A 26,920-nucleotide genomic window follows, 5' to 3' on the forward strand; every position below is an offset into this window, starting at 1 on the left:
CTATCTTGATTTTGTGACAAACTAGTACCCAAGTACTTTTTGTTTATGTGATGTGTTCTTTGTGTAAGGGATTTCTGGTGGTTCAGAGCATGAGTTTGGATAATCTCCGGGGGGCCAGTACGAGGTTTGACAAGGCAGAAGGCAACCGAGGTGCAATGGCGTCCAGCGACGGGTTTTATCTAGATTATTTCGGGCTTGACCGACGGCCCTTCACGCTGCTTCCGGATCCCGGATTCATGTACTGGTCGCCGCTGCACAAGCGCGGTTACTCGGTCCTGCAATTCGGCATCATGAGTTGTGCGCCCATCACCGTGCTGACCGGGGAAATCGGGGCCGGGAAAACAACCCTGATACAGCATCTCCTCAGCGAGATGGAGCAGTCGATCACCGTAGGGTTGATCTCGAATGCGCAGGGCGGTCGCGGAGAGCTGCTGCAATGGGTCCTGCACGCGCTGGGTCTGCCGATCGAGGCGGATGCAAGCTATGTACAGATATTCCGGGCGCTGCAGGATTTCCTGGTCGCGGAATATGCCGAGGGCCGGCGGGTGGTTCTGATCTTTGACGAAGCGCAGAACCTGACCGTCGAAGGGTTGGAAGAAATCCGGATGCTGACCAATATCAACTCGAATACGGATGAGCTGATCCAGCTTGTTCTGGTTGGTCAGCCTGAATTGCGCGACATGGTTCTTGATCCCAAGATGCGCCAGCTGACACAGCGCGTTGCCGCAAGTTTTCATCTTGAACGGATGGATGAGTCTTCGGTCAAAGCCTATATCAGCCATAGGATGAAAACGGCTGGCGGTTCAGGCGATGAATTCACCGAAGAGGCCTGCAAGCAGATTTTCAAACAAACGCGCGGTGTTCCGCGACTTGTGAATCAGTTCTGCGACTTTGCCCTGCTTTATGCCTGGACGAATGAGGCCGAGAAGGTGGATGAAGAGGTTGTGGAGCAAGTGGTCAAAGATGGCGTGTTCTTTGGCGGAAACTCACTCGAGAAGGAGCTGACAGTCTGATATGGGCCCGGTTCGCTATTACTTTTCCATTTTCCTGAGGCGGTTTCCGTATTTCCTGATCGTCGCCCTGATCGTGTCTGTAGCGTCATTCATTGTCGCTAGAGCATTGCCCGCCACGTATGTCTCGACGATGCGCCTTATTGTTGAATCGCCTCAGATTCCGGGCAATTTGGCTGCCAGCACCGTCACGACACCTGCAGCGGAACAGCTTCAGATCATCGAACAGCGCCTGCTGACCCGTCCGATCCTTCTGGAAATCGCGCGCGAGTTTCAGGTTCTGCCCGACCAGGATGAAGCAAGCCCCGATCAGGTTGTCAAAGCCATGCGCAAGAACACCTCGATCTGGATTTCCAGCGGTCTCAATCAGGCCAATCTGATGACAATCAGTTTCGAGGCGCGAACCGGTCCGATCGCAGCTGGTGTGTTGAACGCGTATCTGACGGAAATCCAAAAGCTGGACGTCTCGTATCGCAAGGAGCGCGCGACCGACACGCTGGCCTTTTTCCAGCTGGAAGTTGATCGCCTGAGCAACGAACTAAGCAGGCGCAGCGCCCGCATTCTCGAGTTCAAGAATGATAATTCCGATGCGCTCCCCGACAGTCTGCAGTTCAGGTTGGCTCAGCAAGGGGCATTGCAAACCAATCTTGAACAAACGGATCAGCAGATATTTTCCCTCCAGGCGCAGCGGGAAAACCTCATAAGCATCTTCAGCTCGACGGGTCAGGTTGTCGGGGTTTCGCCGCAAAACCAGACCCAGGCACAGCAGCAACTAAGTCTGTTGCAGACTCAGCTCGACAGTCAACTCGTGGTCTATTCCGAGAGCAGCCCGCAGATCAAATTGCTTCGCGCAAGAATCGAAAAGCTTGAGCAGGTTGTCGCTGCCGAACAAGCAACAGCCCCGACGCAACCTGACGTACAGACGGGCAATTCGTCCCTTGACCTGCAGCTGGCGCAGGTCGACTCACAGATTGTTGCACTCGAAGACCAACGCCGCGTGCTTCAGGACCGGCTCGACGCACTCACCCTGACGATTGATCAGACCCCGGCCAATGCCATCACGCTTGCAGAACTGCAGCGCGAACACGACAATATTCAAACCCAATATAATGTCGCGGTCAGCCGGTTGGCCGAGGCCTCGACCGGAGAACGAATCGAGGTCACGTCCCAGGGGCAGCGTATTTCCGTCATTGAACACCCGTCCACGCCAACCGAGCCGTCCAAGCCAAACCGATTGATGATCGCCGGAGGGGGCGCTGCCTTTGGCATCGCACTGGGGCTGGGGCTTGTGGTTCTGCTGGAGATCCTAAATCGGTCCGTACGTCGCCCCGAAGATCTGATCAGCAAGCTTGATGTCTGGCCGATCGCCACGATCCCCTATGCCCCCTCACGTGGCGAAGTGATCATGCAGCGAACCGTATGGGGGGGGGTCATATTGGCCATTCTGATCGGGGTTCCCGCAGCGGTCTGGGCGGTGCACATCTATTATCTGCCCCTCGATCTTATTGCCGAGAGGGTCATGGATAAACTGGAGACATTCTGGTGAGTATTGTCTCGATTGATTTGGTGGAATTGTAATGGACCGTCTTCAGCAAGCGATTCAGAAAGCGCGTGAAGAACGCAACAGCCGGCAGCAGCCTCAGCCTGCGCCGTCCGCTGAGGTACAGCAGCCCCCGGCACCGCAAGACCGCGGCGATGAAGATGTTTGGCTGGCTGTGCCAGAGATAAAGATCGATCAGCGCCACATCTCTCGCAACCGTTTATTGTCATTTCATGGGGGCGCGGACGCCACCCCCTACGACATGTTGCGGACCAAGATGCTGCAGCAGATCTTGTCCAACAAATGGCGCAGGGTGGCATTGACCTCCCCGTACAGCGGGTGCGGCAAAAGCACGACGACGGCCAACCTGGCGTTCAGCCTGGGGCGGCAGGAAGATCTGCGGACGATCGTGATCGATTTCGACATGCGGCGCAGGGGGCTGGCCGAGATTCTGAAGCAAACCGGCAACCACAGTATGGCCGACGTCATTCAGGGGGTGGTGCCGTTTCATGAACATGCGCTGCGGTATGGCAAGAACGTGATCTTCGGGCTGAATTACACGCCCACGCGCAACCCGGCGGAGATCTTGCAAAGCCGACGGGCAATCGAATTCCTCGAACAGCTTGAGGCGGATTACAAACCCGACGTCATTCTGTTCGACACGCCCCCCCTGATGATGAGCGATGACAGCCACGGGTTTCTCAGGAATGTCGATTGTGCCCTGCTTCTGGCGGCCGCCGAAGAAACCAGCATTGACCATATTGACGTTGCCGAACAGCAACTGGCGGAACTGACCAGCGTCATGGGGATCGTGCTGAACAAATGCCGATACATCAGCGGGACGTTTGGCAATGAGTACGGATCCTACTGATACGGCTCCGGCCGATGCGGTGATCATTCCCCATTACAACGATTTGCCCCGGCTGGAACGATGTCTTCTTGCCCTGAGAGAGAACGATCTGACGGCGACCGAAATCGTTGTCGTTGACAATAACTCTCCGGTGTCGCTGGACACGATGCGCCAGGCCTTTCCCGAGGTGCGTTTTGTGGTGGAAACCCAAAAGGGCGCGGCCCATGCCCGCAATCGCGGGGTTGCAGAAACCAGAGCGCCCCGGCTGTTTTTCATCGATGCCGATTGCGTACCCGCGCCGGACTGGTTGAGCGTCGGGCGTCAGGTCGCGGATCAGGCCGATCTGATTGGTGGCCGGGTAGATGTCTTTGACGAAACCCCGCCCCCGCGCAGCGGCGCAGAAGCGTTCGAGGCCGTTTTTGCATTCAACTTCCGCAGGTATATCGAGGTTCAGGGGTTTTCCGGCGCCGGCAACCTGCTGACCCGACGCGATGTGTTCGATGCGATCGGCGGATTCATCAACGGTGTCTCGGAAGATCGGGAATGGACCATGCGCGCGGTCGCGCGCGGGTATAGCCTGATCTACCGGGATGACTTGCGTGTCAGCCATCCATCCCGGCAGAACTGGCCCGCCCTCAAGGCCAAGTGGCGGCGCACGACCCAAGAGGCATATCTGCTGCATGGCACCAACGCCGCCGCGCGCATGCGGTGGGCGATCCGTGGATTGGCCATGCCGGCCAGTGCAATTGTGCACACCCCGAAAATCCTTACCAGCGACAAGCTGGCCTCGGCGGGCGAAACCAGTCGGGCGGTCATCACATTGTTCCGGCTCAGATGTCAGCGGATGATCTGGATGTTGCGCCAGGCGGCAGGTGGCAACATCTGATCAAAAGAAAAGGGACCGCGAAACGGCCCCTTGTCCTGTTTGTCAGGTTTGTGTGTCGCTCAGGCGGCCCTGCGGCGACGCGTCAGAGCCAAACCACCAAGCGCGGTCAGAAGCAGCAGACCACCGGCGGGCAGCGGAACTGCAGCCACGTCAAAGTCAAACGTAACCGGCACCGGATTGCCATTGGCATCGGTCGCCCCTTGAGAGTTGGCCCAGCTAAACACCAAATTCTGGCTCAAGGTGTTCGGGCTGACGCTGCTGAACAGCGTGCTGAGTGTCGTCTGAACACCACCCAGAACCGACGTCGATGCCAGCACGTTGGCCGGGTTCAAGGCGTCGACCCAGCTCACCGTCAGACCTGTGAACGTGTTCAGCAGATTGATGGTGATCGAAGCGTTCGCAACACCAAAAAGAGGATCAATGGGCGACTGGAAGTTGATCATGTAAACCCCGGGTCCACCCATTGTGGAAACCGTACCGGAGAAGAGCGTGTCGGAGGTGATGTCATATCCACCCCCTGGCAGAGGACCACCACCCGCTGACACCGAGGTCAGAGCGCTGGCCGATCCGGCCATCATCACAGCAGTAGCAAGCCCCGCCGCCATCATCTTAAAAGTTCTAAACATACAAAGTCCCACCTTTGATTTTTATACACACAACCCGCTCGAAATCTCGGCAGGGCACCTACTGCATTTATTAATAATTCATTTCTATTTGATTGCGAAGGATTTTTCTCGGAATTGTGGCTTTTTTTGGGCGCAAAGGCCGATTGCTCGGCACAATGGGCGCTCGAATTATAGTTTGTTTCCCCATCGTGAACCAGAATCACCCGAATAAGGCGAATCTGCGTCTGGAGAACATGCCAACTTTCCGGCGATTCCGAGCGTTTTCACACTGCACCAAACATAATCCAAACCGGTTCAGGCAATGCAGAACCAACCCCGATCACTCTGTCATGAAATGCAACCGGCACGCCTTTTCACATGACGGGCGCCCCCGTTCTGCGCAAGGCGAGAAACAATACAAACCATTTCAGCGCACTGTCTACTTTCGGCCCGCCGCAAGGACCCTGCGGATCACAACAGAAGGGAAAAAGGCCACAAACCCGGGTTCCACCATATTTATTCTTCGACGGTCCGAAAGTTTCGTGTAGCTTTGGATTGTTATTGTACCAAGTTCAGGCACGCATTTTCAATCGGAAGCCCTTGTTTAGCCGTTTGTCCATTGTGCCTGCCTATTTAGCGAGGAGACATTGCGCATGGGCGTTGGCCAGAACATAGCCGCTGAGAATGCGAACTGGACCTTTGGGGGCAGTGTTCCCGATACGTTTGTAGACCACATCAAATTGTCTGTTCCTCTTTATGAAATGGGTCACGGCCTGATCTGTCAGGTTTCCGATTTCTTCGTCCGCAATGACAGTCTCTGCTATGAAATCGGCACATCGACCGGAGAGTTGATCCGCAAGCTGGCAGAACATAATGCGGGAAAGCCTGACGCACGCTGGATCGGCATCGATGTCGAACCTGAAATGGTGAAAGTCGCCGAAGCTCATTGCGCGGATGTCCCGAACATTTCCATTCTTCATGACGATGCCCGTCATATGGAGATGGAAAAGGCGGACATGATCGTCAGCTATTATACAATGCAGTTCATCCCGCCCCGGTACCGGCAGGAACTGTTCACCAAGATCTACAACACCCTGAACTGGGGCGGTGCGTTTGTCATGTTCGAAAAGGTCCGGGGGCCGGATGCGCGGTTTCAGGATCTTGTGACCCAGCTCTACAACGAATTCAAAATCGGCAACGGATTCTCAAGCGAGGAAATCGTCGAAAAGGCGCGCAGCCTGAAAAGCGTGCTGGAGCCGTTTTCCACCCAGGGCAATCTGGATCTGCTGGGCCGGGCCGGTTTCAAGGATGTGATGAGTATTCAGAAGTATATTTGTTTCGAAGGTTTTCTTGCTATCAAATGATTGCTTAACGCGATTTTGGGCGGTGGCCACAGTGGAATTCGGCCCCACAGCCCGCTGGACAGAGGCAGCCAGGAACGCTGATGAACACGTCTGTTTCAAATCTCAATGACACGCGCCCGGTCCAGGTGTGGCTGCATCCCGCGAGACCAGACCAAATGCTGCGGAAATGACATGAGCGTATCGGCACCTTCGGACAAACTGGCCTTGCAGACCCGGTCGGCCCTGCTGGCTACGCTGGCGGTTCTTGCCTGCCTGTCCGTGTTTCTGGTCAACGGCGGTCCGCTCTATTATTTTGACACAGGCAGTTACATCCGGCAGGGCAGCGTGGCCCTCAACAGCCTTCTGCCGCCGGTGAACGAGACCAGCACGACGGGCGGCACTTACACCGCAGATGAGGACGGGACTGCAACCGGCTCCCGCTCGCTTATTTATGGCCTCATCATGGCCGCGTTTTTTCGCGCCGACGCCCTTTACGCTGTTCCGGTCATCCATCTGGTTGCCACGCTTTTTACGGCCTGGATGCTGGCGCGGACGGCGGGCCGGTCTCTGGGCGGTGCGCAGAACACAATGCTGATGACGGCAATCCCGCTTCTGGCGGCGGCCAGCACCTCTTTGCCGTTTTACATCGCCTATATGATGCCGGACATATTCGCACCAATTCTCCTGATCGCGATTGCCGCACTCACCGCCTTTGGGCAGACAATGCGCCTCTGGGAGCTTTTTCTGATCTCGGGGCTGGCTCTGTTCTGCATTGTGCTGCATCCGTCGCATCTGGCGATCACAGGGCTGATGATCCCTTTTGTCGCCCTGACGGCTCTGGGTCGCAGGATGCCGGGGCGCTGGCGCGCAACGGTCCTGATGGTGATGCTCCTGACGCTTGCGGCGGCCGAGCGCAAGGCCTTCCAGATCACCGTTGAAGCCCAGATGAACAAGGAAGTTGTCTATACCCCGCATATCACTGCGCGGCTTATCGTTGACGGGCCGGGGATGGACTATCTGAAGGATGTCTGCCCGGATGCAAGTATACCAACCTGCGCGCTGTATGAGGCGCTTTCATGGTCGGATAACCCTTACAGACTGACCGCATCCCATATCATTTTCGAGCGCTCCTCTCAGTTGGGGTCGTTCCGTCTGCTGTCGCCGGAGGAGCAAAAACAAGTGGCGCTGGCACAGGGGAACTTCGCCAAGGCAGTCTTCCTGTCCAGGCCGATTGCGACGTCTTTCGCATTGGCCAAAAACGGCTATCACCAGATTATGCGCTATAGCGTCAACATGACAATTCCGACGGATGTGGAATTGGCCAACGCGCGCACCCTGGCTCGCCTCGACGAGGCGCAGTACGATTTGATTCAGAAAGGGAATCTGGCCTGGGACAGGGGCTGGATAGAAACGGCCGATATCGTGCACGGCGCGATCTATGCCGTGTCTTTTGCCTTTATCGTGTTTGTTCTGCTGCGGCCGGGTCGTGTGTCGCGTGACATGAAGCTGTTTGCGCTGTTCATCCTGATCGGAATAGCGGTCAACGCACTGGTCTGCGGGGGAGTATCTCAACCCGCGGATCGTTACGGCGCGCGCGTGATGTGGTTGTTGCCCTTTACAGCGGCCTTTCTTTTCCTTGTTCAGCGCTCAGGCGCTTCGCGTATCATTGCCGGAGATCCTTCGTGAGTTCAGATCACCCCCTTTCCATCAGCGTGGTCATGCCGGCCTACAATGCCGAACATCTGCTGCCGCGCGTTTTGCCGCCATTGATTGAAATGCTGAATACCGGTCAGGTGCAGCAGGTTCTGGTGGTGGATGACCAATCCCCCGACGGCACCGCGGCGCTGGCACGGGAAATGGGCGCAACCGTGTTGACCACGCCCGTCAATGGCGGGCCAGGGGCTGCCCGCAACCTGGCCGCCCAACAAGCCACGGGCGATATCCTGTGGTTCGTGGATTCCGATGTCATCGCCTGGCCGGACGGGCCTGACCATATTCGCCGGGCGATGTCCGAAGACAATGTGGGCGCCGTGTTCGGATCCTATGATGATGCCCCGGACGGGCAGGCCTGGTTTTCACGCTACAAGAACCTTCTGCACCGCTATCACCATCAACGCGCCCGCCGCGAGGCGCGCACCTTCTGGGCCGGGTGTGGCGCCATCCGGCGCGACGTGTTTCTTGAAGTCGGTGGGTTCGATGTCAAAACCTATGAGGTGCCTTCGATCGAAGATATCGAACTGGGCTACCGGATAGCGGCCACCGGTCGCCGTATCCTGGTCGAGCCGCTTTTGCAGGGCAAACACCTGAAGGTCTGGACCATCCGCAACAGCCTGAGCACGGATATCTTCTGCCGTGCCCTGCCCTGGGCCCGGCTGATGATCTCGCGCGAGGGGTTGACCGATGACCTGAACACCTCGATGGCCGAGCGGGCACGGGCCGCAATTGCTGGGCTAGTGCTGTTGTCGATATTAACCCTGCCGTTTTGGCCGGGGGCATGGCCCCTGCCCTTATTGCTGCTTGCAGCCGCCTTTGTCGCCAATTTCGATCTGGTGCGCGCCATGTCCGGGCATGGCGGACCGTGGTTCGCATTCAAATGCCTGCTCTATCACCAGGTCTATTATATCTACTCGGCCACCATCTATGTTTGGTGCCTGCTTGAATATCACGTACTGGGGCAAAAGCAGAAACTGCGTGTCACGCGGAACTAGAGACCCGCGTGGCGTGACCGGGTCTTGAGGCCAATAATCAAAATTGCTTTGCTGGCAATTGTTCAAACGGTAATTTTTCGACCTGATCGAAACGTGGATTTCGCTCATGGACATAGAACGTATCGTAGAGCGAGTTACGTACAAAATGATAGCCGTTGACAAACAGCAGTTCATTTAGCTCTGGTGTCGGGCGTTCAATTGTCATTGCTAGAAAACGGTATTTGTCGAAAGGAAAATCACGCAGTATCCGTGTTTCTGATCCTTCGACGTCCAAGCTGAAATAGTCGATTTCTTTTGGCGCCTTGTAACGATCGAATACCTCATCCAACGGCACCGCTTCAACTGTAACTACTTTACCTTTCTCCCGAAACTTGGCCAGTTTCGAGGCTCGGCGTTCGTTCATATTGTCGGCCTCATCTACCAGCAGGCTACTGCGTTGACCGTCGATCATGAATTCCAACTGGCCGGGTTCGGGGTCAACGGCCAACGGAACCGGAGTTGCCGTGCGCTGGTGCCAGTTGGTAATTCGGTGATAGTTGACGGGGTTTGGTTCGATCAGCAACCCGGTCCAGCCATAATGCTTTTCCAGAACAAACGTGTTGGAATCCGAAAATCCGTCAGCCGCGCCAAGCTCAACAAAGAAACCATTGCGCTTGCCATTATAAACTTCGTTGATCACCCACATATCCTGCCCCCGGTCCGAAACCCGTTTGGGCAAGTAGCCAAGATTCTTCATCGCAAAACGGCGACTTAAGTTTCGAGAGCTGACCACGCCGATATACGCAAAATAGGCAGGTTTCTGGAGGAACGGGTATGTTTCAACCAGTTTGGTAAGATTCTGCTTCATAAAGTTCTCCACTTAACAGCCCATTGTCATTGCCCGGGCAATTACATAATTCCACAGCTGCCGGCTATCTTAGTCCGACGACCCTCGCGATGTCCCACACCGGATACGGGGCCTCACGCGCACCGCGTCCGAAAATGATGTCAAACGGCACATGAAAGACTGGTGCGATACTGATCGGCTGATCGGCATTGCGCAGATCGCTTTCGTAAATTGCGCTGTCCCGCGCCACCAGCACCCAGTCGTCGACCGTATCGCCAATTATGCTTTCACCAGGGTGCAACGGCGTATCTGTCGCTCGAATAAAATAATCCGCCGCAGTATCTTTAAGTGTTGGCATCCTGGCATGTACGTAAACCGACAGTGCCCCGGCCATGTAGCGTTCTTCTAGCTCTGCCTCTGTCCAGATGGGCGGGAAGGCCTCGTCGATCAGTGTCTGTACTGCGTTGATTTCCTCCGTATCGGGAAATGGCCCAGATTCGACTTCGAACGTGATTCGATCGGCCAGATTTCGGGTCAGAGTGAAAGGGCGCAGCGTTTCAGGCCAGCTGATCCAGAGACTGACCGCCAACCCGCTCAATGCGCAGACAAGAGCTGGCGTAGGGGCCGCCTGAACCAGACGCAGACGCCAGAACACGATCAGCGGTATGATCATGGCAGGCGTGAAATGATGCGGCAGAATACGGTAGGCCTGTATATAAAAGAACAGAACATAGGCAATAACAGATAGCGTCAGCGCCTTGGACAACTTGTCTTGCCAAGGCCAGGCCAGCAAGGCCAAACTAGGCAAAATTCCGCTGGGTAACAACCAGAACAGAGTACGTTCAGTTTCAAATATCGAAATGAAGCGTAGGCGGTTTAAGATGCTGTCGGTATTGAACTCTGTGGACTGGTTCATCACTCCGAACCGCCCCAACAGCATTTCGAACAGCGATGCCAAAATCAGAATGGCCAGAGCAATCCCCCCTCCAACGATCACCTGTCGGATCGGAAAAGGGCGGGTTAGAAGAAAATAGGATATCAGAAAAAATCCGATTAGAAGAATACCGTTCGGCGCGGTCAACAAACCCAGCGTTGATACAGCCGCCATCCAACCGAATTTCTGTTCGCTAAAAAACAAGATATAGCCCAATACGCCCAGCAAGATCATCGGCTCGCGGACCATAGGCAGAGCAATGTCAGCGAAATACGGATTGTAAGATGGGTTGAATGCCATCACGAAAGAAAACAAAAGTAGAGCCATGCCCAACCCAAACACCGTCTGCATGTTGCTGCGTGTCTTGGTGGGGGGGACAAAGGCCAGCATAACCCCGAACAGGATCGAGATACCCGGCAGATAGGCAAGGCGAATAGAAACTTCATACGGCCCGAATATCCGCATAAACCCGGCTTGCATAAATGTCTCTGTCATCATTTTGGGGGTTGGGTACCCTCCGATTGCACCAGAGTCCGGAGGCCAGAATGGCAGGCCCCTGATAATAAACAGCATTGCGTTCAGAAAGCTGTGCGCGCCGTCGTCATTCAACACCTCCCAATAGAATTTCGGAGACATCAGCAACAGCACAGCCAGAGGTAGCAGGATCATACCGATAATATCCCAGCTTTTGCCCCGAAACATCTGTGGCTCAAAATAATGTGCGGGGAACAAGTAAAGGCTCAGCAGGCAAAGCATCAGGATCAGTAAAATAAAGGCTGTTTCCGTCATCTGAATGCCACTGACAACCTGAACCAGCGCCGCAATAGCGGGGACACCGAACAGGGAAAGCGTAAACCCTTTAAGCAACCAGTGCTCAAACCGATCGCTGGGCGTGCGGACAGCCCATGCTAAAATCAGCCCCGGGGCCAAAAAGAGCGCGGAAGCGGACAAAGCGACCAACGGAACCCAGATGTAAAGAAACAACGCCTCATCCGTCACGAAATAAGGAGAGGCTCCATCTGCCAAAGCAGCCTTTGCAGACAATGTCGCCGCAATATCCTGCCCCACCAGTATGATACCGGTCAGTACAATAAGAAACAGAGAAAGGCGAAATACCATCACGTCTTATATAAACTCGTTAAATATAGCAGGTAAAAAATTAACCGATGGCAGACATCCCGTTACCCTGCAGAATACCGTTTCCTTCAACCATCAACTTATTGATAACATACAAGTCATGTTGCGTTGTCAGTTTTTTTTGAATGAGTGGATCACACGCCCAACGTAGCATCAATGCAAAAAATTACGCCGCATTAGCGAGACATTAAGAACAAAAGAAACTGATTCAATACTTAGCGGCGGAGCTAGCACAGCAATGGCAAAGGACAAGCCCAGTCTGTTTTCAGTTCCGGTTGGCACAGTTGATATTCAGCACGAAAACAGGCCTTGAACGGTACGCCGTGCGATCTGGCACGACATACCCAATCTGCAAACCACAGAAAAAGTCTTTATGGCCGTACCGCTTCACCAGCACTACCCGAGCTGGCGCCGCCTCCCATCATATGGCAGCGGGAAAACCGCTTACATGATCAAGATCCCAATTCAGAGCGCCGCTCTGTTACTGAGCTTATCTGAAGATGTCTGGTTCTTTTTCTTGGGTTTGGCTTCAAACTCTTCGTGATAGGACCGCTCAACATTGACATCCCAGACGTCATGATCCTCGCCCAGAATATTGCGCGCGGCGTACATCGCCGACAGCATGGAATGATCCTGGTTGTTGTAGCGGTGCAATCCATTGCGACCCACGGTCTGGAAGTTTTCCAGCGTCTTCAGCCAGTCGCTGACCGTGTCCAGGGCGTCCTTGTATTCGCTGTCATAGACCGGATAAGCCTTGGGCTGCCGGATAACTGCGTGATCGATGACATCACTGGCCTTGGCCAGACCAAGCTTTTCAAGCTCTTCACTGGCAAGATGCCTGAGATCCTCGTCACTTGAGGACCACAACCCGTCACCCTTCTGACAGAAATATTCCATCCCGATCGAGGCAGTGTTCTGATCGGGCAGCATTTCCGCGGACCAGGCGCGGAAATTCTGGATGCGACCCACCTTCACCTGCGGGCTGTGGATGTAGATCCAGTTGTCCGGGAACGGATCCGCGTGATCCAGGATCAGGGTCACGATCAGGAAATCACGATACCGCAGACGGTCTGCCGCCTCGACGACCTCGGGCGGTGGCGGCGGATCAAAAGCATGGATCAGATCACGAACGGCCATCGAATTGACGAACTCTTCACCCTCCACCCGCTCGGTGTGTTTTTCGCCATCTTCAGTCCAGTGGCGCACATCGATCGAGGTGACGCGATTGCCATCACGGTTCACCTGGATCACTTCGGAATGGGTTTCGACCGAGCCCCCCTTTTCCCGGATCAGGTCACGGGTCTTTTCCCACATCATGCCGGGGCCCAGGCGTGGATACTGGAATTCCTCGATCAGGCTGGCGGTGTCATTGGCCCCCGAAATCGCATTCCAGACCGCCTTGGGCAGGGACAGGTTCTTGATCCGCTGCGCGGCCCAGTCGGCGCGGATTTCGGACGGCGGAATACCCCAGACCTTCTTGGTGTAGCTGTGGAAGAAATGCATGTAGAGCCGTCCGCCAAAACGGTTGATTACCCATTCTTCGAACGTGTCTTCCTGCGGCTTCGGCCGCAGCTTCCATTTGATGAAGCTGCCGATGATCTTGTAGGTCTCGTAGGGGCCGATATTGCCAAGGGCGTTGAAGATACGCAGCGGGTAATCGTAGAATTTGTTGCGATAGAAGATGCGGCTCAGGCGTTGCACGGTGATGAAATCATCCCCCATCACCTCGTGCCACATATCCTCGACTTCGCGCACCTTGGTGAAAAACCGATGCCCGCCAATGTCGAAGCGATACCCTTTGTGCGTTTCGGTTCGCGAGATGCCACCAACCATGTCCGAGGCTTCGAACACCCTGGGAACATGTGTGTCGCTCAGTTTCTGAAGTTCATAGGCTGCTGTCAGCCCTGCTGGACCACCACCAATGACGACAACGGGAACAATATCTTTTTTCAAATGACTAACACCCATACCAAAACACTGACCTAAAGCTACAAGAGGTTATCCGAGATTCACAACAAAATCCTGTCAGTTCCCGAAACGGGGCTCCTGCGCTTTGAGTTCCACCCCTTCCGTGCAGAAAAATCAACCATTCCGTTTGACGAACCGCACTCGCGTCCTTCTCTGCAAATCGATGGCAAAACCCAAACCGGGTCGCCTGTACCGAAAGCCGGTTTGGGTTTTGCGAAACCGACGGTCTTTCACACCGCCCGAAACAGCACGCGTTTTCCACAATGCCCTGAAACATAACGATGATTGCTGACTGGCACAGCCAGCCGAAACTCCCCGCCCGGAAGCGAAACATAGATTGGATCCATACACCTCTTGCACGGCGCCTGACCTGAACCATGACCGTTTTTTTCAGGCTGCGTCTGTGATGTCCTTCACTGTATCGACGGACCGAAAGGGCGCATCAACAATGCTGTGACTTTTCTCGCATTGTGTATAGTTGAGCGCCAGAGCAGCAGGAAATTCAGCACCTCACGACTCGTCGCTTGGTGAATCTTGACAGGGTGGCACCGCTGCCGTCCTAATACGTGAGAATGTTTGCAAAACCCAGGTGTCTCAAACCTGGGGGACGATGAGTGAATTGGTAGCCAGTCTCGTTGTTAACGAGGGAGCAATTTTATGAAGTGTGTTATTCTGGCCGGCGGCTTGGGAACCCGGCTCAGCGAAGAAACCGTCAAGATTCCAAAACCCATGGTCGAGATCGGCGGCAAACCGATCATCTGGCATATCATGAAAATCTACGCGGCACACGGCATCACGGATTTCATCGTCTGCCTCGGCTACAAGGGTTACGTGATCAAGGAATACTTCGCGAATTTCTTTCTGCACAGTTCAGACGTCACGATCGATCTGGCCAATGGCGGGCTTGAGATTGCAAACAGTAAATCGGAACCATGGCGCGTGACGCTGGTCGATACCGGAGAGGACAGCCAGACCGGGGGGCGGCTGCGCCGTGTCATGCACCTTCTCAAGGATGAAGAGGCCTTTTGCCTGACCTATGGCGACGGTGTTGGTGATATCGACATTCGTGCCGGGATCGATTTTCATCGGGCGCATGGCAAGCTTGCAACCGTCACGGCAGTTCCTCCGCCCCGCCGCTTCGGCCAGCTCGAACTCCAAAGCAACCAAGTTCTGAATTTCTCCGAGAAACCCGTCGGAGATGGTGGGCTGATCAATGGCGGGTTTTTCGTGCTGTCCCCGAAAGTGGGCGATTACATTGACGGCGACAATACCGCTTGGGAACGCAGCCCCCTAATAAATCTGACTCGCGATGGCGAGCTGATGGCCTTTGAACATAAAGGCTTCTGGCAGCCCATGGACACCATTCGCGAACGTCAGGAACTGGAAGAGCACTGGGCCACAGGCAACGCACCGTGGAAAATCTGGGAATGAGTGCGAGCGCGTTTTCTGGACGCAGGGTGCTTGTTACCGGGCATACCGGCTTCAAAGGCGCCTGGCTGGCTGCTTGGCTGGCCCAGGCAGGTGCGAAAGTCACCGGGTATGCCCTCGCCCCCGAGACGAAACCCAATCTCTGGGCGTTGCTGGATCAATGCAAAATACGGTCGGTCATCTGTGACCTGAATGATCGCGTTGCCCTGGACCGGGTCATCGCCGAAACCGATCCTGAGTTCGTCTTTCACCTAGCCGCGCAATCGCTGGTGCGGCGATCCTACCGCACGCCGGTCGGGACCTTCGCCACCAATGTTCTGGGCACGGTTCAGCTTTTGGACGCACTGCGTGCAGCCCCGAGCCTACGCGCTGTGGTGGTCGCCACCTCGGACAAGGCCTATGAGAATGTCGAACAGGTCTGGGGCTATCGCGAAACCGACCCGATGGGTGGGCACGACCCCTATTCCGCATCAAAAGGGGCGACCGAAATTGCGACCGCCGCGATGCGGCGCAGCTATTATTCGCCGGGTGCTGCCGATCCGCACCCGGCCCGGGTTGCCAGCGCACGCGCAGGCAACGTCATTGGCGGCGGCGACTGGGCCGAAGACCGTTTGGTTCCCGATATCGTGCGCGGCTGTCTGAGCGATGAAGGGCGTGTCGTATTACGCTATCCCGGCGCAATCCGCCCCTGGCAGCATGTTCTGGAACCTCTCAAGGGGTACATGATGCTGGCCCAGAAGCTCGAACAGGACGCCGCCTTCGCAGCTGGCTGGAATTTTGGCCCCGAACGTGACGATGAACGCCCGGTTCTGGATGTAGCCCAGGCGGTCATCAAGGCGCTTGGGCAGGGCCGGATCGATATCGACACCCCGGCGGATACGCCGCATGAGGCCAAGATGCTTCGGCTGGATGTATCGCAGGCGCGAGCACTGCTTGGCTGGCGCCCGGTCCTGAGTTTTGACGACACCGTCAGGCTGACGGCAGACTGGTATGCGGGCTGGGCCCGCGGCACTCCGGCAACCGAGCTGTGCCACGCCCAGATTGCCGAATTCGAAACACTGAGTATGAGACAGGTATGACCGGCACGACCCATCCCACCTGCCGCCATTGCGGCGCGGATCTTGAGATGACGCTTGTCGATCTCGGACTGTCCCCTCTGGCCAATTCCTATGTCGACCCCGCGAAAGCGGACAAACCGGACCCGGTCTATCCGTTGCACGCCCGCGTGTGCACCGAATGCTGGTTGGTTCAGGTGGATGATGTTGTACCGGCGGAAGAGATTTTTTCGACCGATTACGCCTATTTCTCCAGCTTCTCGGATAGCTGGCTGGCCCATTGCCGAGATTACGTGGAAAAAATGGTCGACCGGTTCGATCTCGGGCCGGATGATCTGGTGATCGAGATCGCCTCGAATGACGGATATCTGCTGCAGTATTTCGTTGAAAAAGGCATCCCGGTTCTGGGGATCGAACCTTCAGGCAATGTGGCGGCGGCGGCACAGGAAAGGGGTGTGCGCACGCTGGTCGATTACTTCGGCGAGGCGCTGGCCCGAAAGGTTGCTGCGGTCGAGAAACCCCCGGCCCTGATTGCCTCGGCCAATGTGCTGGCGCATGTGCCTGACATCAACGATTTCGTTGCCGGCATCGCCACGCTGCTGACGGGGGACGCGGTCTATACAGTTGAATTTCCGCACCTTCTGAACCTGATCAAAAGCGTGCAGTTCGACACGATCTATCACGAACATTATTCCTATCTGTCGCTGCTGGCGGTCGAGACAATCTTTGCCAAGGCGGGCCTGCGCGTCTTCGACGTCGAAGAGCTGCCAACCCACGGCGGATCGCTGCGGGTGTTCGCCTGCCTTGAAGGGGCCAGCCACCCCGAAGGGCCGGGCCTGGCCAAGGTCCGCGCGGACGAGATGGCGGCGCAGTTCGACCGGCCTGAAGGTTACATGAATTTCACCACTCAGGTCGAAGCGCTGCGCGATGGGTTGCTTGCCTTCCTGCGTGAAACAAAGGCGCGGGGCGACACGGTTGCCGCCTACGGTGCCGCTGCCAAGGGCAATACGCTGCTGAACTATGCCGGGATCGGCCCCGATCTGATCTCTTACTGCGTCGACCGCAACCCGGCCAAACAGAACACGCTGCTGCCCGGCAGCCATATCCCCGTGCATGGAGTCGAAGCCCTGCGCGAGGCGCCGCCGGATTACGTGCTGATCCTGCCCTGGAACATCCGGGATGAGGTCATCGGGCAACTGTCCGACCTGAAGGTACGGTTCGTGACCGCCGTGCCGGAAGTCAGGATCAGCTGATGGCACGGATTCTGCTGACCGGCGCAACCGGATTGATCGGACGCGCGACGGTTCCGGCTCTGACACAGGCGGGCCATGAGGTGGTGACGCTGGGCCGCAACCCGGCAAGCGACATCCCCTGTGATCTGCTGGACCCCAGGGCCACCACAGCAGCCCTTGAAACAACCCGCGCCAACTATCTGGTGCATCTGGCCTGGCATGACGGCGCGCGCGACCGCTGGACTTCTGGGGCCAATCTGGACTGGATGGCCGCCACCCTGCATCTGGTGCGGGAGTTTGCACGCACAGGAGGCCAGCGCGCGGTCTGCGCCGGAAGCTGTGCTGAATATGACTGGTCGGTACCGGAGCTGATCGAAACCAGCCCCCTGCGCCCCCGAACCCTTTATGGGGCGGCCAAGGCCGGGGCCGGTCTGGCATTGTGCGCGGGCCAGCAGACGCTTGGCCTGTCCCTGGCATGGGCCCGCATCTTTTTTGTCTACGGGCCGGATGAACCGCCGGGGCGACTGTTTGGCGATCTGATGTCAAACCTCGGGGCGGGACGGCCGGTTGATTGCACCGATGGGCGGCAGGAGCGGGATTTCCTGCATGTCGATGATCTTGCCCGCGCCTTGTTGCGCGTGCTGGAAAGCGATCTGACCGGCCCGGTCAATGTCGCCAGCGGTACGGCGACCCCGGTTCGAGACCTGATTGCAGAGGTGGCAAACCAGATGCACCGGCCCGATCTGATCCGCTTGGGCACCATCGCCCGCGCAGCGGACGATCCGCCCCGGCTGGCGGCGGACGTGACCCGGTTGCGGGACGAGACCGGTTTTATGCCACAATATGACATCATCTCGGGCGTGGCCGACATTCTCAGATTCGAAGGGGGACAGACGTGAAGAAATTGCTTGTCCCCCGCAAGAAATCTTTCATGCGTTTCGCTATGGTCGGAGTATTGAACACGGCGTTTGGCTATGCGCTCTTCAGCATTCTCAATCTGTCTGGCCTACCCCCGCAAGTCGCGCTGGTGATCTCGTTTTCCGGTGGCGTGCTGTGGAATTTCATGACCCATGCGCGCCTTGTGTTCGATACAAAGGGCCTCGGTCGGTTGCCATTTTATTTCCTGTCCTATCTAGCGGTTTATGCATTCAATGCCCTGTCTTTGGAGGGCCTGCTGTCCCTGGGATTTCAACCAATCATTGCGCAGGGGATGATCGCCCTTCCGGCCGCAATCTTGGCCTTCATCCTGATTTCCCGGGTACTGACAGACCGCTTTCCATGGCAACAGGAGATGTGAAAAACGCTTGAATATAATATTCTGGCATAAAAGCCATTGAAGACCGATCTGACCATGGAGTCTGAAATTTGACATAAGAACTGTACCGCGAGGATAGTTAACTAATGCGTCTTTACCTTGCCGATCTCGGCCACAACCTCGTTACTGCAACATCGGACACCTACCCGTTGGGTGTCGGAAATCTTGCGACTTTCGCCCAGGCCTATGCGAAAAGCCCAGCACCGATCGAGGTCGCGATCTTCCGTGATCCCCAAGAACTCAAAACCGCAATCGACACGGCCGCCCCGGATGTAATCGGCTTTTCCAGCTATTCCTGGAACCACCACTTGGCCCTGTCCTTTGCCGATTATGCCAAGGCAGTTAACCCCGACAGCCTGACCCTGATGGGTGGCCCCAACTTTCCACTGACCGAAGAAGAACAGGACAGCTGGATCCGGACCATGCCACAGATCGACATGCATGTGCGCGGCCCCACCTATGAGGGCGAGCGCGCTTTCCTCAGCACGCTGCAACGCTTCATCGATGTCGGCGCCCGACGCGAAGGCATGTGGGAAGAGGCCGTCGATGGCGCGCTTTACGTGCACCCCGAAACCGGAGAGATCCTGCGCGGGGCCGAGCCGCCCCGCATCCGCGATCTGGATGAAATCCCCTCGCCCTATCTGGCCGGGCTGATGGACAAGTTCTTCGACACCGGCCTGTTTGCACTGATGCAGCTGGCACGGGGCTGCCCGTTCACCTGCGCGTTCTGCAATTCGGCGGTCAAATCGAATTCGAAGGTGTTCCGCCATTCGTTTGAACGCACCAAGGCCGATCTGGATTACATCGTCGCCCGCATCAACCATGCCAGCCCGCTGTGCTTTGCGGATGACAATTTCGGCATGTATGTGCAGGACGAAGAGGTGGCCGATTACCTGGGCCATCTGATGGATCGGTACGACTGGCCCAAATACATCCGGACAACCACGGGCAAGAACCGCGGCGACCGGATCATCAAGGTGATGCGCAAGGCCAAGGGCCGGTTGCCGATGACCTCGTCGGTTCAGTCTCTGAATCCGGAAGTTCTGAAGAACATCAAACGCGACAATATCAGCCTGGACACCTATGCCGAGGTACAGCAGGAGCTGCATTCAAAGGGCATGCAATCCTATGGCGAGCTGATCCTGTGCATGCCGGGTGAGACCAAGGAATCCTTTATGGATGCTGTCGACAAGCTGATCGAAACCGGTGTCAGCCGGGTGGCGGCACACCAATTGATGCTGCTGCATGGCGCGCCACTGGCCAATCCTGACAGCCGCGAGAAATTCGGGTTCAAAACCCTGCACCGGGTCGTTGCCCGATGCCTGGGCAAATATACCGGGCCAACCGTGGTCGAGACCGAGGAAATGGTGGTCCAGTCCGAGAATTTCTCGTTCCAGGATTATCTGGACACCCGTGTTTTCCATCTGCTTCTGACAATCTTCTATTATGAAGACAATTTCGAAGAAGCCTTCCGGCTGGCGCGTTCTCTGGACATCCGACCGTTCCAGATCATCAAACATATGCAAAAGATTCTGGATCAGGCACCGGAGCCGTTCCGCAATGCATTGGCTGGTTATCTGGAAGAGAACCAGGCTGAGCTGTTTGAAACCCGCGCCGATTGCGTGGCTTGGGCTCAGGACAATTACGATGACCTGATCAGCGGTGAACTGGGGGGCAATCTGCTCAGCAAATACTCGATGATTGGCCGGTTCATTGTACTGGACGAAGCGCTTGTTTTCCTGAAGCGGGCCATCTCAGACCTGCTGGATGAAGGTGATCACGAAGCTCATGCGATGCTGGATACAATCATCAACTACTACAGTGCCGTGATGCTGCATGTGCCCTTCTCGGAAACTCTGGAGCACGAACCGATCTGGAGCTCATCCTTTGATGTCGAGGCCTGGCGGAACTCGGGATATGAGGGCGCCCTGACCGATCATCAGTTCGACGCGCCACGCAAATTCCAGACGCAGGTCGACCCACGCGTTAAAACAACTCTGCTGTCACGGATCGAAACCTTTGGCGAGCATGCCTCGGGGCTCGGCCGGTTTACCCGAACGATGTTTGCCAATGATTTCCGGCGCGACTTCGTGACAGGCGAAAACCGACATGCAGCCGAATAGGCCCCGGGCCTATTCCTCATCCCCCAGATAGACAACGTCGCGGCCCGGGAAGGCCGCGATGATGTCTGCGTTCTGCTCGGGGCCCATATCGCGCAGGAAAATCGGCTTGCCCTCGGGCAGGAACGGGTCGTTGAGATAAAGTGCAGACCCGATATCGCCCTGTGTCGAGACAAAGACCAGAGCGTTTCCAAGCCCGGCAGCCTGCCGTCTTATGTCGCCGGTATAGCCACCATATCCATTGTATTTCGACACCCCCCGCCATGGGGTGAAACTGACAACAGACACCGCACACAGCAATAGGATGACGCACTGCAGGCGGCCACGATGCCGTTCGGGCAACCGGTCATTGATTGCCTCGACCCCAGCAGCTGAGAGAACCAGAATTGGCAATAATGCCGTATGCCAGTACCGAGGGCCAAGATAGAATGTGCCCGTAAACCAATAAAAGAACAGCACGCCGACAAGCGCCACTAACACCACAAACATCGCCCGGTCGAAACCGCTCAGCCTTTTACCCCAGATCAAAAGAACCCAGATCGGAACCAGAGATCCGAATGTCCAGCCCAGAAGCTCAAGGTTGAGCGATGCAATCGCATTGATCAGGTTCAACACGGCTTCGGCGGGGCTGTGTCCGATCCAGATATCCAGCGCACCCCAGCTCTGGGCAGGCGGGCCTACATTCTCGCCAAACCCAAATGCGTTTTGCGTGTCCGGCCACAGGCGACTGAGATAGTCGGCTTGCGCGGTCAACAACGGATCGCCCGTGATCGCGTAGTTGAGCAGAAAAACGGCAGACGCGGACAAGACACCCCCGATACCACAGGCAAGCACCTGCCCAATCCCGCCGGGCAGTCGGCGTAGCAACCACAAGCCAGTCAGACCACCCACGATCAACCCGTCTAACGGTCGGGTGACAAACCCCCATCCCAAGGCCAACCCGGCGACAAATGCCAATAATACCGCCCGACGAACCCCCTTTCCGGCCCGGATTAAACACCACCAAGCCAGTAAGATCGTCACTAGCATAAGCGCGTGGTTCATCAGCGTGGCCCCAACAGCCAGCACCCAAGGTGAGGTTGCCATAAGCAACGCGACCATATCCGCGCGTTCCCGGCTGACGGCCCGCCGGACAATTTCATGGGCCAAGCAAACCGATATCCCGGTCAGGATCGGATTGATCATCCATGGCGCCCCGATCAGAACCCCAAGGCTTAGAACGATGGCCCAGCCCTGTGCCGGAACACTGATCCATTTGCCCTCATGTATTTCGAGAAGATAATATTCCAGCGCGGGGTGTGCCGCTTCGGGCGGGGCCGGAGCCCAGAGCGTGCCAGCCGCAAAGGTCTGTGCCTGAAAAAGATAAGCCAGCTCATCTTCGACATGGGGAACCCGGTCGAACGCCGTCCATGCAAGAATGCCGCTGGCCACCGCTGTAAAAACCGCTAGAGCGGACACCGGTATGCGCGGCATGCAATCAGGACCCGCCACGGCGAACATGGAGACCAGCGTGGCCATCTGAACAAGAGATAATGCACCGCCGACGCCGATCTGCAACCCAAAAGCCACATAATAGCCATAGGCCACATAAGGTGTTGCAGACAGGCAGAAAACCGCGACCAGAACCATCAGAAAAAACAGTCGGGCAAGCCCCGCTCTGGTAAAAAGATACCTGACGGCCTCCCTGCCTGAAGGGCGCATCAGAACAGCGCCCGTCAGCACTGCTTGTGCTACCAGCATCATCAGCATGATCAGATTTTCAGGCGGATTGCTCGAGATATCCAACCTCGGAAACCAAAGGGGTTGTGTCAGCCTCAACCTGGCGGAACTGCCTAAAAGAACCAGAGCGGCCAGAAAACCAAACAGACCCTGCCCACGTGCCCAAAAAAAGCTCAGCAACAGCAAAGAGCCGGCGAACATGCCGAAAAACCACCAGCGTAGCTCAACCAACGTCGCATTGGTGACAGGGGCGTCAGCAGCCAATGCAGGTCCTGTGCAGATGACAGATCCCAGTGCAAGACAGCACAGAAATCCCCGTTTCATGCATAAAATCACGCCAAGTGCTCGTCTTTACTCAGTGCGGGATCCAAAGCTGGGCCTTCGATATTGATCCGTTCTTGCTCAGTAACGATAGGACCACCTCGCACCTGATTATGGATCGATGTGATGTACTCCCCGAGCATCCCAATAAACAGCATCTGAATCCCTGAAAGAAAAAACAGGGAAACGATGATGGTTGTTGTCCCGCGCGGCGCTTGGTCGGGATTGATGAAAAAGAGCACTGCGGAAATTAGAGAAAACAGAATACATGCTGCGGCGATCACCAGCCCGCTGATCGTGCAGAACCGCATGGGTGCACGCGTAAAGGAAAAGATTGCGTTAAGAGCCTGATCCGTCAGCGCCATCAGGCTATGCTTGGTCAAACCGTTTTTCCGCGCCTGCCAGACATAAGGCTTGATGATCCGGCGAAAACCGCAACTTGCAATGATTCCGCGGATATAGGGATAGTGATCCTTGTGTGCCAAAACCGCCTTCAGCACTTTGCGATCAATCAACTGAAACTCTCCGACCGATGGCTCTAGCCAGACATCCGACAGGCCATTGACGATCCGATAGAAAAGGCCGCGTGCGTTGCGCATTACAAACCCCTCCTCGCGGGTGCTGCGGGCACCAGCCACCACATCGTAACCGCTTTCCCACAATTCAACGAACTCGGGGATCAGCTCGGGCGGATCCTGTAGATCAACGGGCAGCATGACGACGACCCCGTCACCGGTTGCATAGCGCAATCCGTTGAAGGTTGACCGGAACACCCCGAAATTACGGGCATTGACCACAACTTTCACGTCTTGGTCCTTTGCGGCAATCTCGCGCAGAATGTCTACGGTGCGGTCAGAGGAAGCATTGTCGATGAAAATATGCTCGCGCCTGTAGCCCGGCAGCTTCTCGTCGAAAATCGACTTTACGGCCTCATAACAATTCGCCACGTTGTCTTCTTCATTGAAACATGGAGAAACAATAGAAACGGTTTTCATAGCTCTATTTAACATCAAACAGCACCGCTTACCCCACCAATACCTGGGTATAATTGTACCATCCCGCGAAGTTTGGGATTCGCACAACACCTAACCTAAAGGAATACCATGGAATAACGAGCGCGCATCGCAACATCAAAAGTCAAATTCGCCCTTCTTCTGCGACAAGGCTATCTTGCCATTGTTTCCCGAACGATTACTGCGTTTAGTGTTCCCAGACATTGTAGACAGACAAACATTCAGATGAACCGCAAAATCCGCAATTCACTTTTCAAACTCCACACCTGGCTGGGACTGCATCTGTCGCTTTTCTTCGCATTCATGTTTCTGACCGGCACACTGCTTGTCGCCGGGCTCGAACTTGAATCAATCGGCCGCCCGGACATCTGGAACACGATCGACAAGGAAAAGCGCACCGCCAGCTTCGGCATGATTTATGACGGCATCAAAGAGACCCACCCCGAGAGTGGCGTTTTTCTGATGATCAAGCGTCCAACCCCCTGGTTTGCGGATCGCACTTTTGGTCGCACGGGTTGGGGAGAGAATGTCAGTTTCTGGACAGACCCGGTAACCGGTACCATCGTCGGTGAGACGCGGCCCAATGGGTTTCGCGAAATCCTGCGAGACTTGCATGATACTTTCCTGACCGAAAAGCGGGCTGTGTTCATGCTGGTCAGCGCAACATCCGTGATCTTGCTGTTTCAGATCATCAGCGGCTTCATCACCTATCGGCGTTTCTGGAAAGGGTTTTTCCGCTGGCCCAGCCACGCTTCCGGATTGCGCGCATGGGCGGGCAGTACACACCGGCTGACAGCTCTATGGTCAGCGCCACTCCTGATTTTGACCGCCGTGACCAGTTTCTATTTCCTATTGGGCAGCCTGGGGTATGAAGGCACCCAGCCACAGCCCAAACCACCCGTCCCACGTGAAACCGTCCTGCCAGCCAATTTCGGTTCAGACCTTATCGATCAGGCCGAAGCGCACGCGCGCCAAGCCTTGCCCGGATTCGAGCCTTTCATCATGTTCCTACCAGATAAACCAACTGGTTCTTTCGGGTTCACCGGACATGTCGCAGGGCATTCGGTTTTTTTTGGGCCAAGTAACGTATCGATTGATCCCGTGACGCTTGAGGTTCTGGGAGCTTACACCCCAAGCGAGGTTAGCGGGCTCGCCTACTGGAAGCCTTTGATGAACATGCTGCATTTCGGCACCTGGGGTGAGGCATATTCGATGGCGCTGTGGATCGTCCTCGGGCTGATTACGACCTGCCTCGCCGTCACCGGCGCTTTGATTTTTGCAGGCCGACTTGCCCCCGAAGCGGCGCATCTCGGTCCGATCAGGCGGATCTGGCGAGGCATGGGATGGACCCGGTGGGCGTATTTGCTGCTCATGATGGGTATCATAGCGGTTGCTGTTCTCCGCTTCGGCCCCGGATCCCATTCTAAAACCAGCGCGTTTGCAGTTGATGCGCCGCCCTCGGTGGTCTGGATGCTCATGCACGCACCACTCAGACGTGACACCCCCCTGGATATCGAATTGCGGATCAGCGAGCCCAATGTCGAAACCGTATCCATCGAATTCAATGGGAACGAGGTGCAGTCGCGTGAGGTCATGCAAACAGGCGAGACTGCCATAGCATCTTTTCAGCTACTGCCCTCGGACATGGAAAACACCATCGTTGCCCATCTGCAAAAACCGGATACAGACACAAGAACCGCCACCTTCCGCCTAGGACGACCCCTTTGGTAAGCGAAGCCCCGCCGCCTTTAATCAACCGGGATACTCAGTCCGCCGGGTTGTGTATCCTGCAGACCTGTTCCTTCTTCTCTTTCGGGGGCGGCATTCAACGCCATATCAATGACCTCAGCACCTCGCTGATGGCACATGGGCACAAGGTAATCAAAGCCGGAACTCCCGGGAAAACCACTGCCCCCGAGGATGGTAGTCTGTTTCTGCCCTTGCGGTTCGACCGTGTCAGCGATCACGCTGCCAACGGCCAGCTTGGCCTTGTGACGCGGCTTTACTGGCTGGTACGCTCGGCCCTGACCCTGCGGCGGGCGCTCAAGGACCATAAGGTCGATATCATCCATGCGCATGAAACCGCCCCGCTTCTGACGGCTCGTCTGGCCAGTCTGGGAATGGGAATTCCCATTGTGATGACCTATCACGGCTCGTCGCCCGACCGTCTCAACGCGGTGGCCCGCGCCTGCCGACAGCAAGCCGATCTGGCGATCTGCCCCAGCGAAACCGTCATGCAATCCCTGCTGGAACGCCAGGTCGATCCCGACAAGGCGCGGGTGATGCTTTTGGGGGTACGTCCCAACCCGCCCGCCGATCCGGCAGCTGCGGATGCCCTGCGGCGCGAACTGTTGGGCGCAGATGGCACACATCTGGTTCTGTCCTTGTCCCGTCTGGACCGCCAAAAGGGCCTCGACGCGATGATCGAAGTGGCCCGGCGTGTGCGGCAGGATCTGCCCGGTCTGCGGATCATCGTCGGGGGCGAAGGCGTGCTGCGCGGCCAGGTCGAAGCCTGGGCCGAACAGGCCGGGGTTTCCGACATCATCCGTTTCCCCGGGGTGATCTCGGATGTCGCCACCTATCTCGCGGCCTCGGATCTTTATATGCTGACCTCCCGGTGGGAGGCCCTGCCGATTTCAATTGTCGAGGCGTTCCGCGCCGGGCTGCCGGTGATCGCCACCGATTGCGGCGGTGTGCGTGAATTGGTGGATGGCGATGTCGGGCGCCTGTGTGCGGTCGATGATCTTGATGCCCTGTCTCAGGCGCTGCGCGATCTTTGCATCGACCGCGCCGAATATGACCGGCTAAGCGCCAATGCCACGGCGCGCGGTGCAGAAGACAGGTTCTCGCCAGCCCATGTGCATAGCGGGTTTGAAAAGCTGTACCGGCAACTGGCCGGGCGGGGATAAC

The 26,920-nt window shown here is 56.4% G+C and carries 21 protein-coding genes; 15 read left to right on the forward strand and 6 right to left on the reverse strand.

Going from position 1 to position 26,920, the window contains the following annotated elements:
• Positions 1 to 155: 155 nt before the first annotated feature.
• From ACR0FB_RS18675 to ACR0FB_RS18690, 4 genes are read left to right on the forward strand one after another with little or no spacing between them, the layout of a single operon-like run.
• The gene (locus tag ACR0FB_RS18675; RefSeq protein ID WP_171637909.1) at positions 156 to 1,013 is read left to right on the forward strand and encodes an ExeA family protein; all 858 of its coding nucleotides are present in this window, start codon (positions 156 to 158) and stop codon (positions 1,011 to 1,013) included.
• A gap of 1 nt (position 1,014) precedes the next feature.
• Entirely contained in the window at positions 1,015 to 2,556 is a 1,542-nt protein-coding gene (locus ACR0FB_RS18680; protein ID WP_171725024.1) for a GumC family protein, read from the forward strand.
• Between the two features lie 31 nt (positions 2,557 to 2,587).
• Positions 2,588 to 3,421, forward strand: coding sequence for a CpsD/CapB family tyrosine-protein kinase (locus tag ACR0FB_RS18685; RefSeq protein ID WP_171725025.1), 834 nt, complete (start codon positions 2,588 to 2,590; stop codon positions 3,419 to 3,421).
• Positions 3,402 to 4,286: a glycosyltransferase family 2 protein gene (locus ACR0FB_RS18690; RefSeq protein WP_171725026.1), complete on the forward strand. Its 885-nt coding sequence runs from the start codon at positions 3,402 to 3,404 to the stop codon at positions 4,284 to 4,286. Before ACR0FB_RS18685 ends, ACR0FB_RS18690 begins: the two co-directional genes overlap by 20 nt.
• Positions 4,287 to 4,345: 59 nt before the next feature.
• Here the strand turns inward: ACR0FB_RS18690 and ACR0FB_RS18695 are convergent, their stop codons facing one another.
• A complete protein-coding gene (locus tag ACR0FB_RS18695) occupies positions 4,346 to 4,912 on the reverse strand; it encodes a VPLPA-CTERM sorting domain-containing protein (RefSeq protein WP_253283360.1) in 567 nt (188 codons plus the stop codon).
• 632 nt (positions 4,913 to 5,544) lie between these two features.
• On the opposite strand from ACR0FB_RS18695, the gene ACR0FB_RS18700 reads away from it, so the two are divergent.
• The 3 genes from ACR0FB_RS18700 to ACR0FB_RS18710 all read left to right on the forward strand — a co-directional run bounded on the left by ACR0FB_RS18700 (position 5,545) and on the right by ACR0FB_RS18710 (position 8,942).
• The gene (locus ACR0FB_RS18700; protein ID WP_170347013.1) at positions 5,545 to 6,255 is read left to right on the forward strand and encodes a methyltransferase domain-containing protein; all 711 of its coding nucleotides are present in this window, start codon (positions 5,545 to 5,547) and stop codon (positions 6,253 to 6,255) included.
• Between the two features lie 171 nt (positions 6,256 to 6,426).
• Positions 6,427 to 7,920 (forward strand): hypothetical protein, encoded by a 1,494-nt coding sequence (locus ACR0FB_RS18705; protein ID WP_171725027.1) that lies wholly within the window; start codon positions 6,427 to 6,429, stop codon positions 7,918 to 7,920.
• A complete protein-coding gene (locus tag ACR0FB_RS18710) occupies positions 7,917 to 8,942 on the forward strand; it encodes a glycosyltransferase family 2 protein (RefSeq protein ID WP_171725028.1) in 1,026 nt (341 codons plus the stop codon). The genes ACR0FB_RS18705 and ACR0FB_RS18710 overlap by 4 nt, the downstream gene beginning before the upstream one ends.
• Before the next feature lie 37 nt (positions 8,943 to 8,979).
• On the opposite strand, the gene ACR0FB_RS18715 is transcribed toward ACR0FB_RS18710, so the two are convergent.
• The 3 genes from ACR0FB_RS18715 to ACR0FB_RS18725 all read right to left on the reverse strand — a co-directional run bounded on the left by ACR0FB_RS18715 (position 8,980) and on the right by ACR0FB_RS18725 (position 13,792).
• The gene (locus tag ACR0FB_RS18715) at positions 8,980 to 9,789 is read right to left on the reverse strand and encodes an FkbM family methyltransferase (protein WP_171331822.1); all 810 of its coding nucleotides are present in this window, start codon (positions 9,787 to 9,789) and stop codon (positions 8,980 to 8,982) included.
• A gap of 64 nt (positions 9,790 to 9,853) precedes the next feature.
• Complete coding sequence (locus ACR0FB_RS18720; protein ID WP_480621600.1) at positions 9,854 to 11,821, reverse strand: hypothetical protein; 1,968 nt, start codon at positions 11,819 to 11,821, stop codon at positions 9,854 to 9,856.
• Between the two features lie 483 nt (positions 11,822 to 12,304).
• Positions 12,305 to 13,792 (reverse strand): NAD(P)/FAD-dependent oxidoreductase, encoded by a 1,488-nt coding sequence (locus ACR0FB_RS18725; RefSeq protein WP_480621601.1) that lies wholly within the window; start codon positions 13,790 to 13,792, stop codon positions 12,305 to 12,307.
• A gap of 672 nt (positions 13,793 to 14,464) precedes the next feature.
• Between ACR0FB_RS18725 and rfbF the strand changes: the two genes are divergently transcribed.
• The 6 genes from rfbF to ACR0FB_RS18755 all read left to right on the forward strand — a co-directional run bounded on the left by rfbF (position 14,465) and on the right by ACR0FB_RS18755 (position 20,960).
• Complete coding sequence (rfbF, locus tag ACR0FB_RS18730; RefSeq protein ID WP_171725031.1) at positions 14,465 to 15,238, forward strand: glucose-1-phosphate cytidylyltransferase; 774 nt, start codon at positions 14,465 to 14,467, stop codon at positions 15,236 to 15,238.
• A complete protein-coding gene (gene rfbG, locus ACR0FB_RS18735) occupies positions 15,235 to 16,314 on the forward strand; it encodes a CDP-glucose 4,6-dehydratase (protein ID WP_480621602.1) in 1,080 nt (359 codons plus the stop codon). The genes rfbF and rfbG overlap by 4 nt, the downstream gene beginning before the upstream one ends.
• Positions 16,311 to 17,543 (forward strand): methyltransferase domain-containing protein, encoded by a 1,233-nt coding sequence (locus tag ACR0FB_RS18740; RefSeq protein WP_480621603.1) that lies wholly within the window; start codon positions 16,311 to 16,313, stop codon positions 17,541 to 17,543. The genes rfbG and ACR0FB_RS18740 overlap by 4 nt, the downstream gene beginning before the upstream one ends.
• Positions 17,543 to 18,421 carry an NAD-dependent epimerase/dehydratase family protein gene (locus ACR0FB_RS18745; RefSeq protein ID WP_480621604.1) on the forward strand — a complete coding sequence of 293 codons (879 nt, stop codon included), beginning with the start codon at positions 17,543 to 17,545 and terminating at the stop codon, positions 18,419 to 18,421. Before ACR0FB_RS18740 ends, ACR0FB_RS18745 begins: the two co-directional genes overlap by 1 nt.
• A 32-nt stretch (positions 18,422 to 18,453) precedes the next feature.
• Positions 18,454 to 18,819: a GtrA family protein gene (locus ACR0FB_RS18750; protein ID WP_171725035.1), complete on the forward strand. Its 366-nt coding sequence runs from the start codon at positions 18,454 to 18,456 to the stop codon at positions 18,817 to 18,819.
• A gap of 104 nt (positions 18,820 to 18,923) precedes the next feature.
• Positions 18,924 to 20,960 (forward strand): B12-binding domain-containing radical SAM protein, encoded by a 2,037-nt coding sequence (locus ACR0FB_RS18755; RefSeq protein WP_171725036.1) that lies wholly within the window; start codon positions 18,924 to 18,926, stop codon positions 20,958 to 20,960.
• A 9-nt stretch (positions 20,961 to 20,969) separates the two neighbouring features.
• Here the strand turns inward: ACR0FB_RS18755 and ACR0FB_RS18760 are convergent, their stop codons facing one another.
• The gene (locus ACR0FB_RS18760; protein ID WP_480686178.1) at positions 20,970 to 23,000 is read right to left on the reverse strand and encodes a glycosyltransferase family 39 protein; all 2,031 of its coding nucleotides are present in this window, start codon (positions 22,998 to 23,000) and stop codon (positions 20,970 to 20,972) included.
• 8 nt (positions 23,001 to 23,008) lie between these two features.
• Entirely contained in the window at positions 23,009 to 24,079 is a 1,071-nt protein-coding gene (locus ACR0FB_RS18765) for a glycosyltransferase family 2 protein (RefSeq protein WP_480621583.1), read from the reverse strand.
• A gap of 156 nt (positions 24,080 to 24,235) precedes the next feature.
• On the opposite strand from ACR0FB_RS18765, the gene ACR0FB_RS18770 reads away from it, so the two are divergent.
• Both ACR0FB_RS18770 and ACR0FB_RS18775 read left to right on the forward strand, forming a co-directional pair.
• Positions 24,236 to 25,741, forward strand: coding sequence for a PepSY-associated TM helix domain-containing protein (locus ACR0FB_RS18770; protein WP_171725038.1), 1,506 nt, complete (start codon positions 24,236 to 24,238; stop codon positions 25,739 to 25,741).
• A gap of 47 nt (positions 25,742 to 25,788) precedes the next feature.
• Positions 25,789 to 26,919, forward strand: coding sequence for a glycosyltransferase family 4 protein (locus ACR0FB_RS18775; protein WP_480621606.1), 1,131 nt, complete (start codon positions 25,789 to 25,791; stop codon positions 26,917 to 26,919).
• Position 26,920 lies beyond the last annotated feature (1 nt).

It is taken from the genome of Ruegeria sp. P10 (assembly GCF_056534925.1).

Bases quoted from the DNA above. Each gene is read 5' to 3' on its own strand.
- ACR0FB_RS18675 (WP_171637909.1), top strand. From the start codon at position 156: ATGGCGTCCAGCGACGGGTTTTATCTAGATTATTTCGGGCTTGACCGA.
- ACR0FB_RS18685 (WP_171725025.1), top strand. From the start codon at position 2,588: ATGGACCGTCTTCAGCAAGCGATTCAGAAAGCGCGTGAAGAACGCAAC.
- ACR0FB_RS18715 (WP_171331822.1), bottom strand. From the start codon at position 9,789: ATGAAGCAGAATCTTACCAAACTGGTTGAAACATACCCGTTCCTCCAG.
- ACR0FB_RS18700 (WP_170347013.1), top strand. From the start codon at position 5,545: ATGGGCGTTGGCCAGAACATAGCCGCTGAGAATGCGAACTGGACCTTT.
- rfbG (WP_480621602.1), top strand. From the start codon at position 15,235: ATGAGTGCGAGCGCGTTTTCTGGACGCAGGGTGCTTGTTACCGGGCAT.
- ACR0FB_RS18740 (WP_480621603.1), top strand. From the start codon at position 16,311: ATGACCGGCACGACCCATCCCACCTGCCGCCATTGCGGCGCGGATCTT.
- ACR0FB_RS18695 (WP_253283360.1), bottom strand. From the start codon at position 4,912: ATGTTTAGAACTTTTAAGATGATGGCGGCGGGGCTTGCTACTGCTGTG.
- ACR0FB_RS18720 (WP_480621600.1), bottom strand. From the start codon at position 11,821: ATGGTATTTCGCCTTTCTCTGTTTCTTATTGTACTGACCGGTATCATA.
- ACR0FB_RS18760 (WP_480686178.1), bottom strand. From the start codon at position 23,000: ATGAAACGGGGATTTCTGTGCTGTCTTGCACTGGGATCTGTCATCTGC.
- rfbF (WP_171725031.1), top strand. From the start codon at position 14,465: ATGAAGTGTGTTATTCTGGCCGGCGGCTTGGGAACCCGGCTCAGCGAA.
- ACR0FB_RS18755 (WP_171725036.1), top strand. From the start codon at position 18,924: ATGCGTCTTTACCTTGCCGATCTCGGCCACAACCTCGTTACTGCAACA.
- ACR0FB_RS18770 (WP_171725038.1), top strand. From the start codon at position 24,236: ATGAACCGCAAAATCCGCAATTCACTTTTCAAACTCCACACCTGGCTG.
- ACR0FB_RS18705 (WP_171725027.1), top strand. From the start codon at position 6,427: ATGAGCGTATCGGCACCTTCGGACAAACTGGCCTTGCAGACCCGGTCG.
- ACR0FB_RS18680 (WP_171725024.1), top strand. From the start codon at position 1,015: ATGGGCCCGGTTCGCTATTACTTTTCCATTTTCCTGAGGCGGTTTCCG.
- ACR0FB_RS18745 (WP_480621604.1), top strand. From the start codon at position 17,543: ATGGCACGGATTCTGCTGACCGGCGCAACCGGATTGATCGGACGCGCG.
- ACR0FB_RS18750 (WP_171725035.1), top strand. From the start codon at position 18,454: ATGCGTTTCGCTATGGTCGGAGTATTGAACACGGCGTTTGGCTATGCG.
- ACR0FB_RS18690 (WP_171725026.1), top strand. From the start codon at position 3,402: ATGAGTACGGATCCTACTGATACGGCTCCGGCCGATGCGGTGATCATT.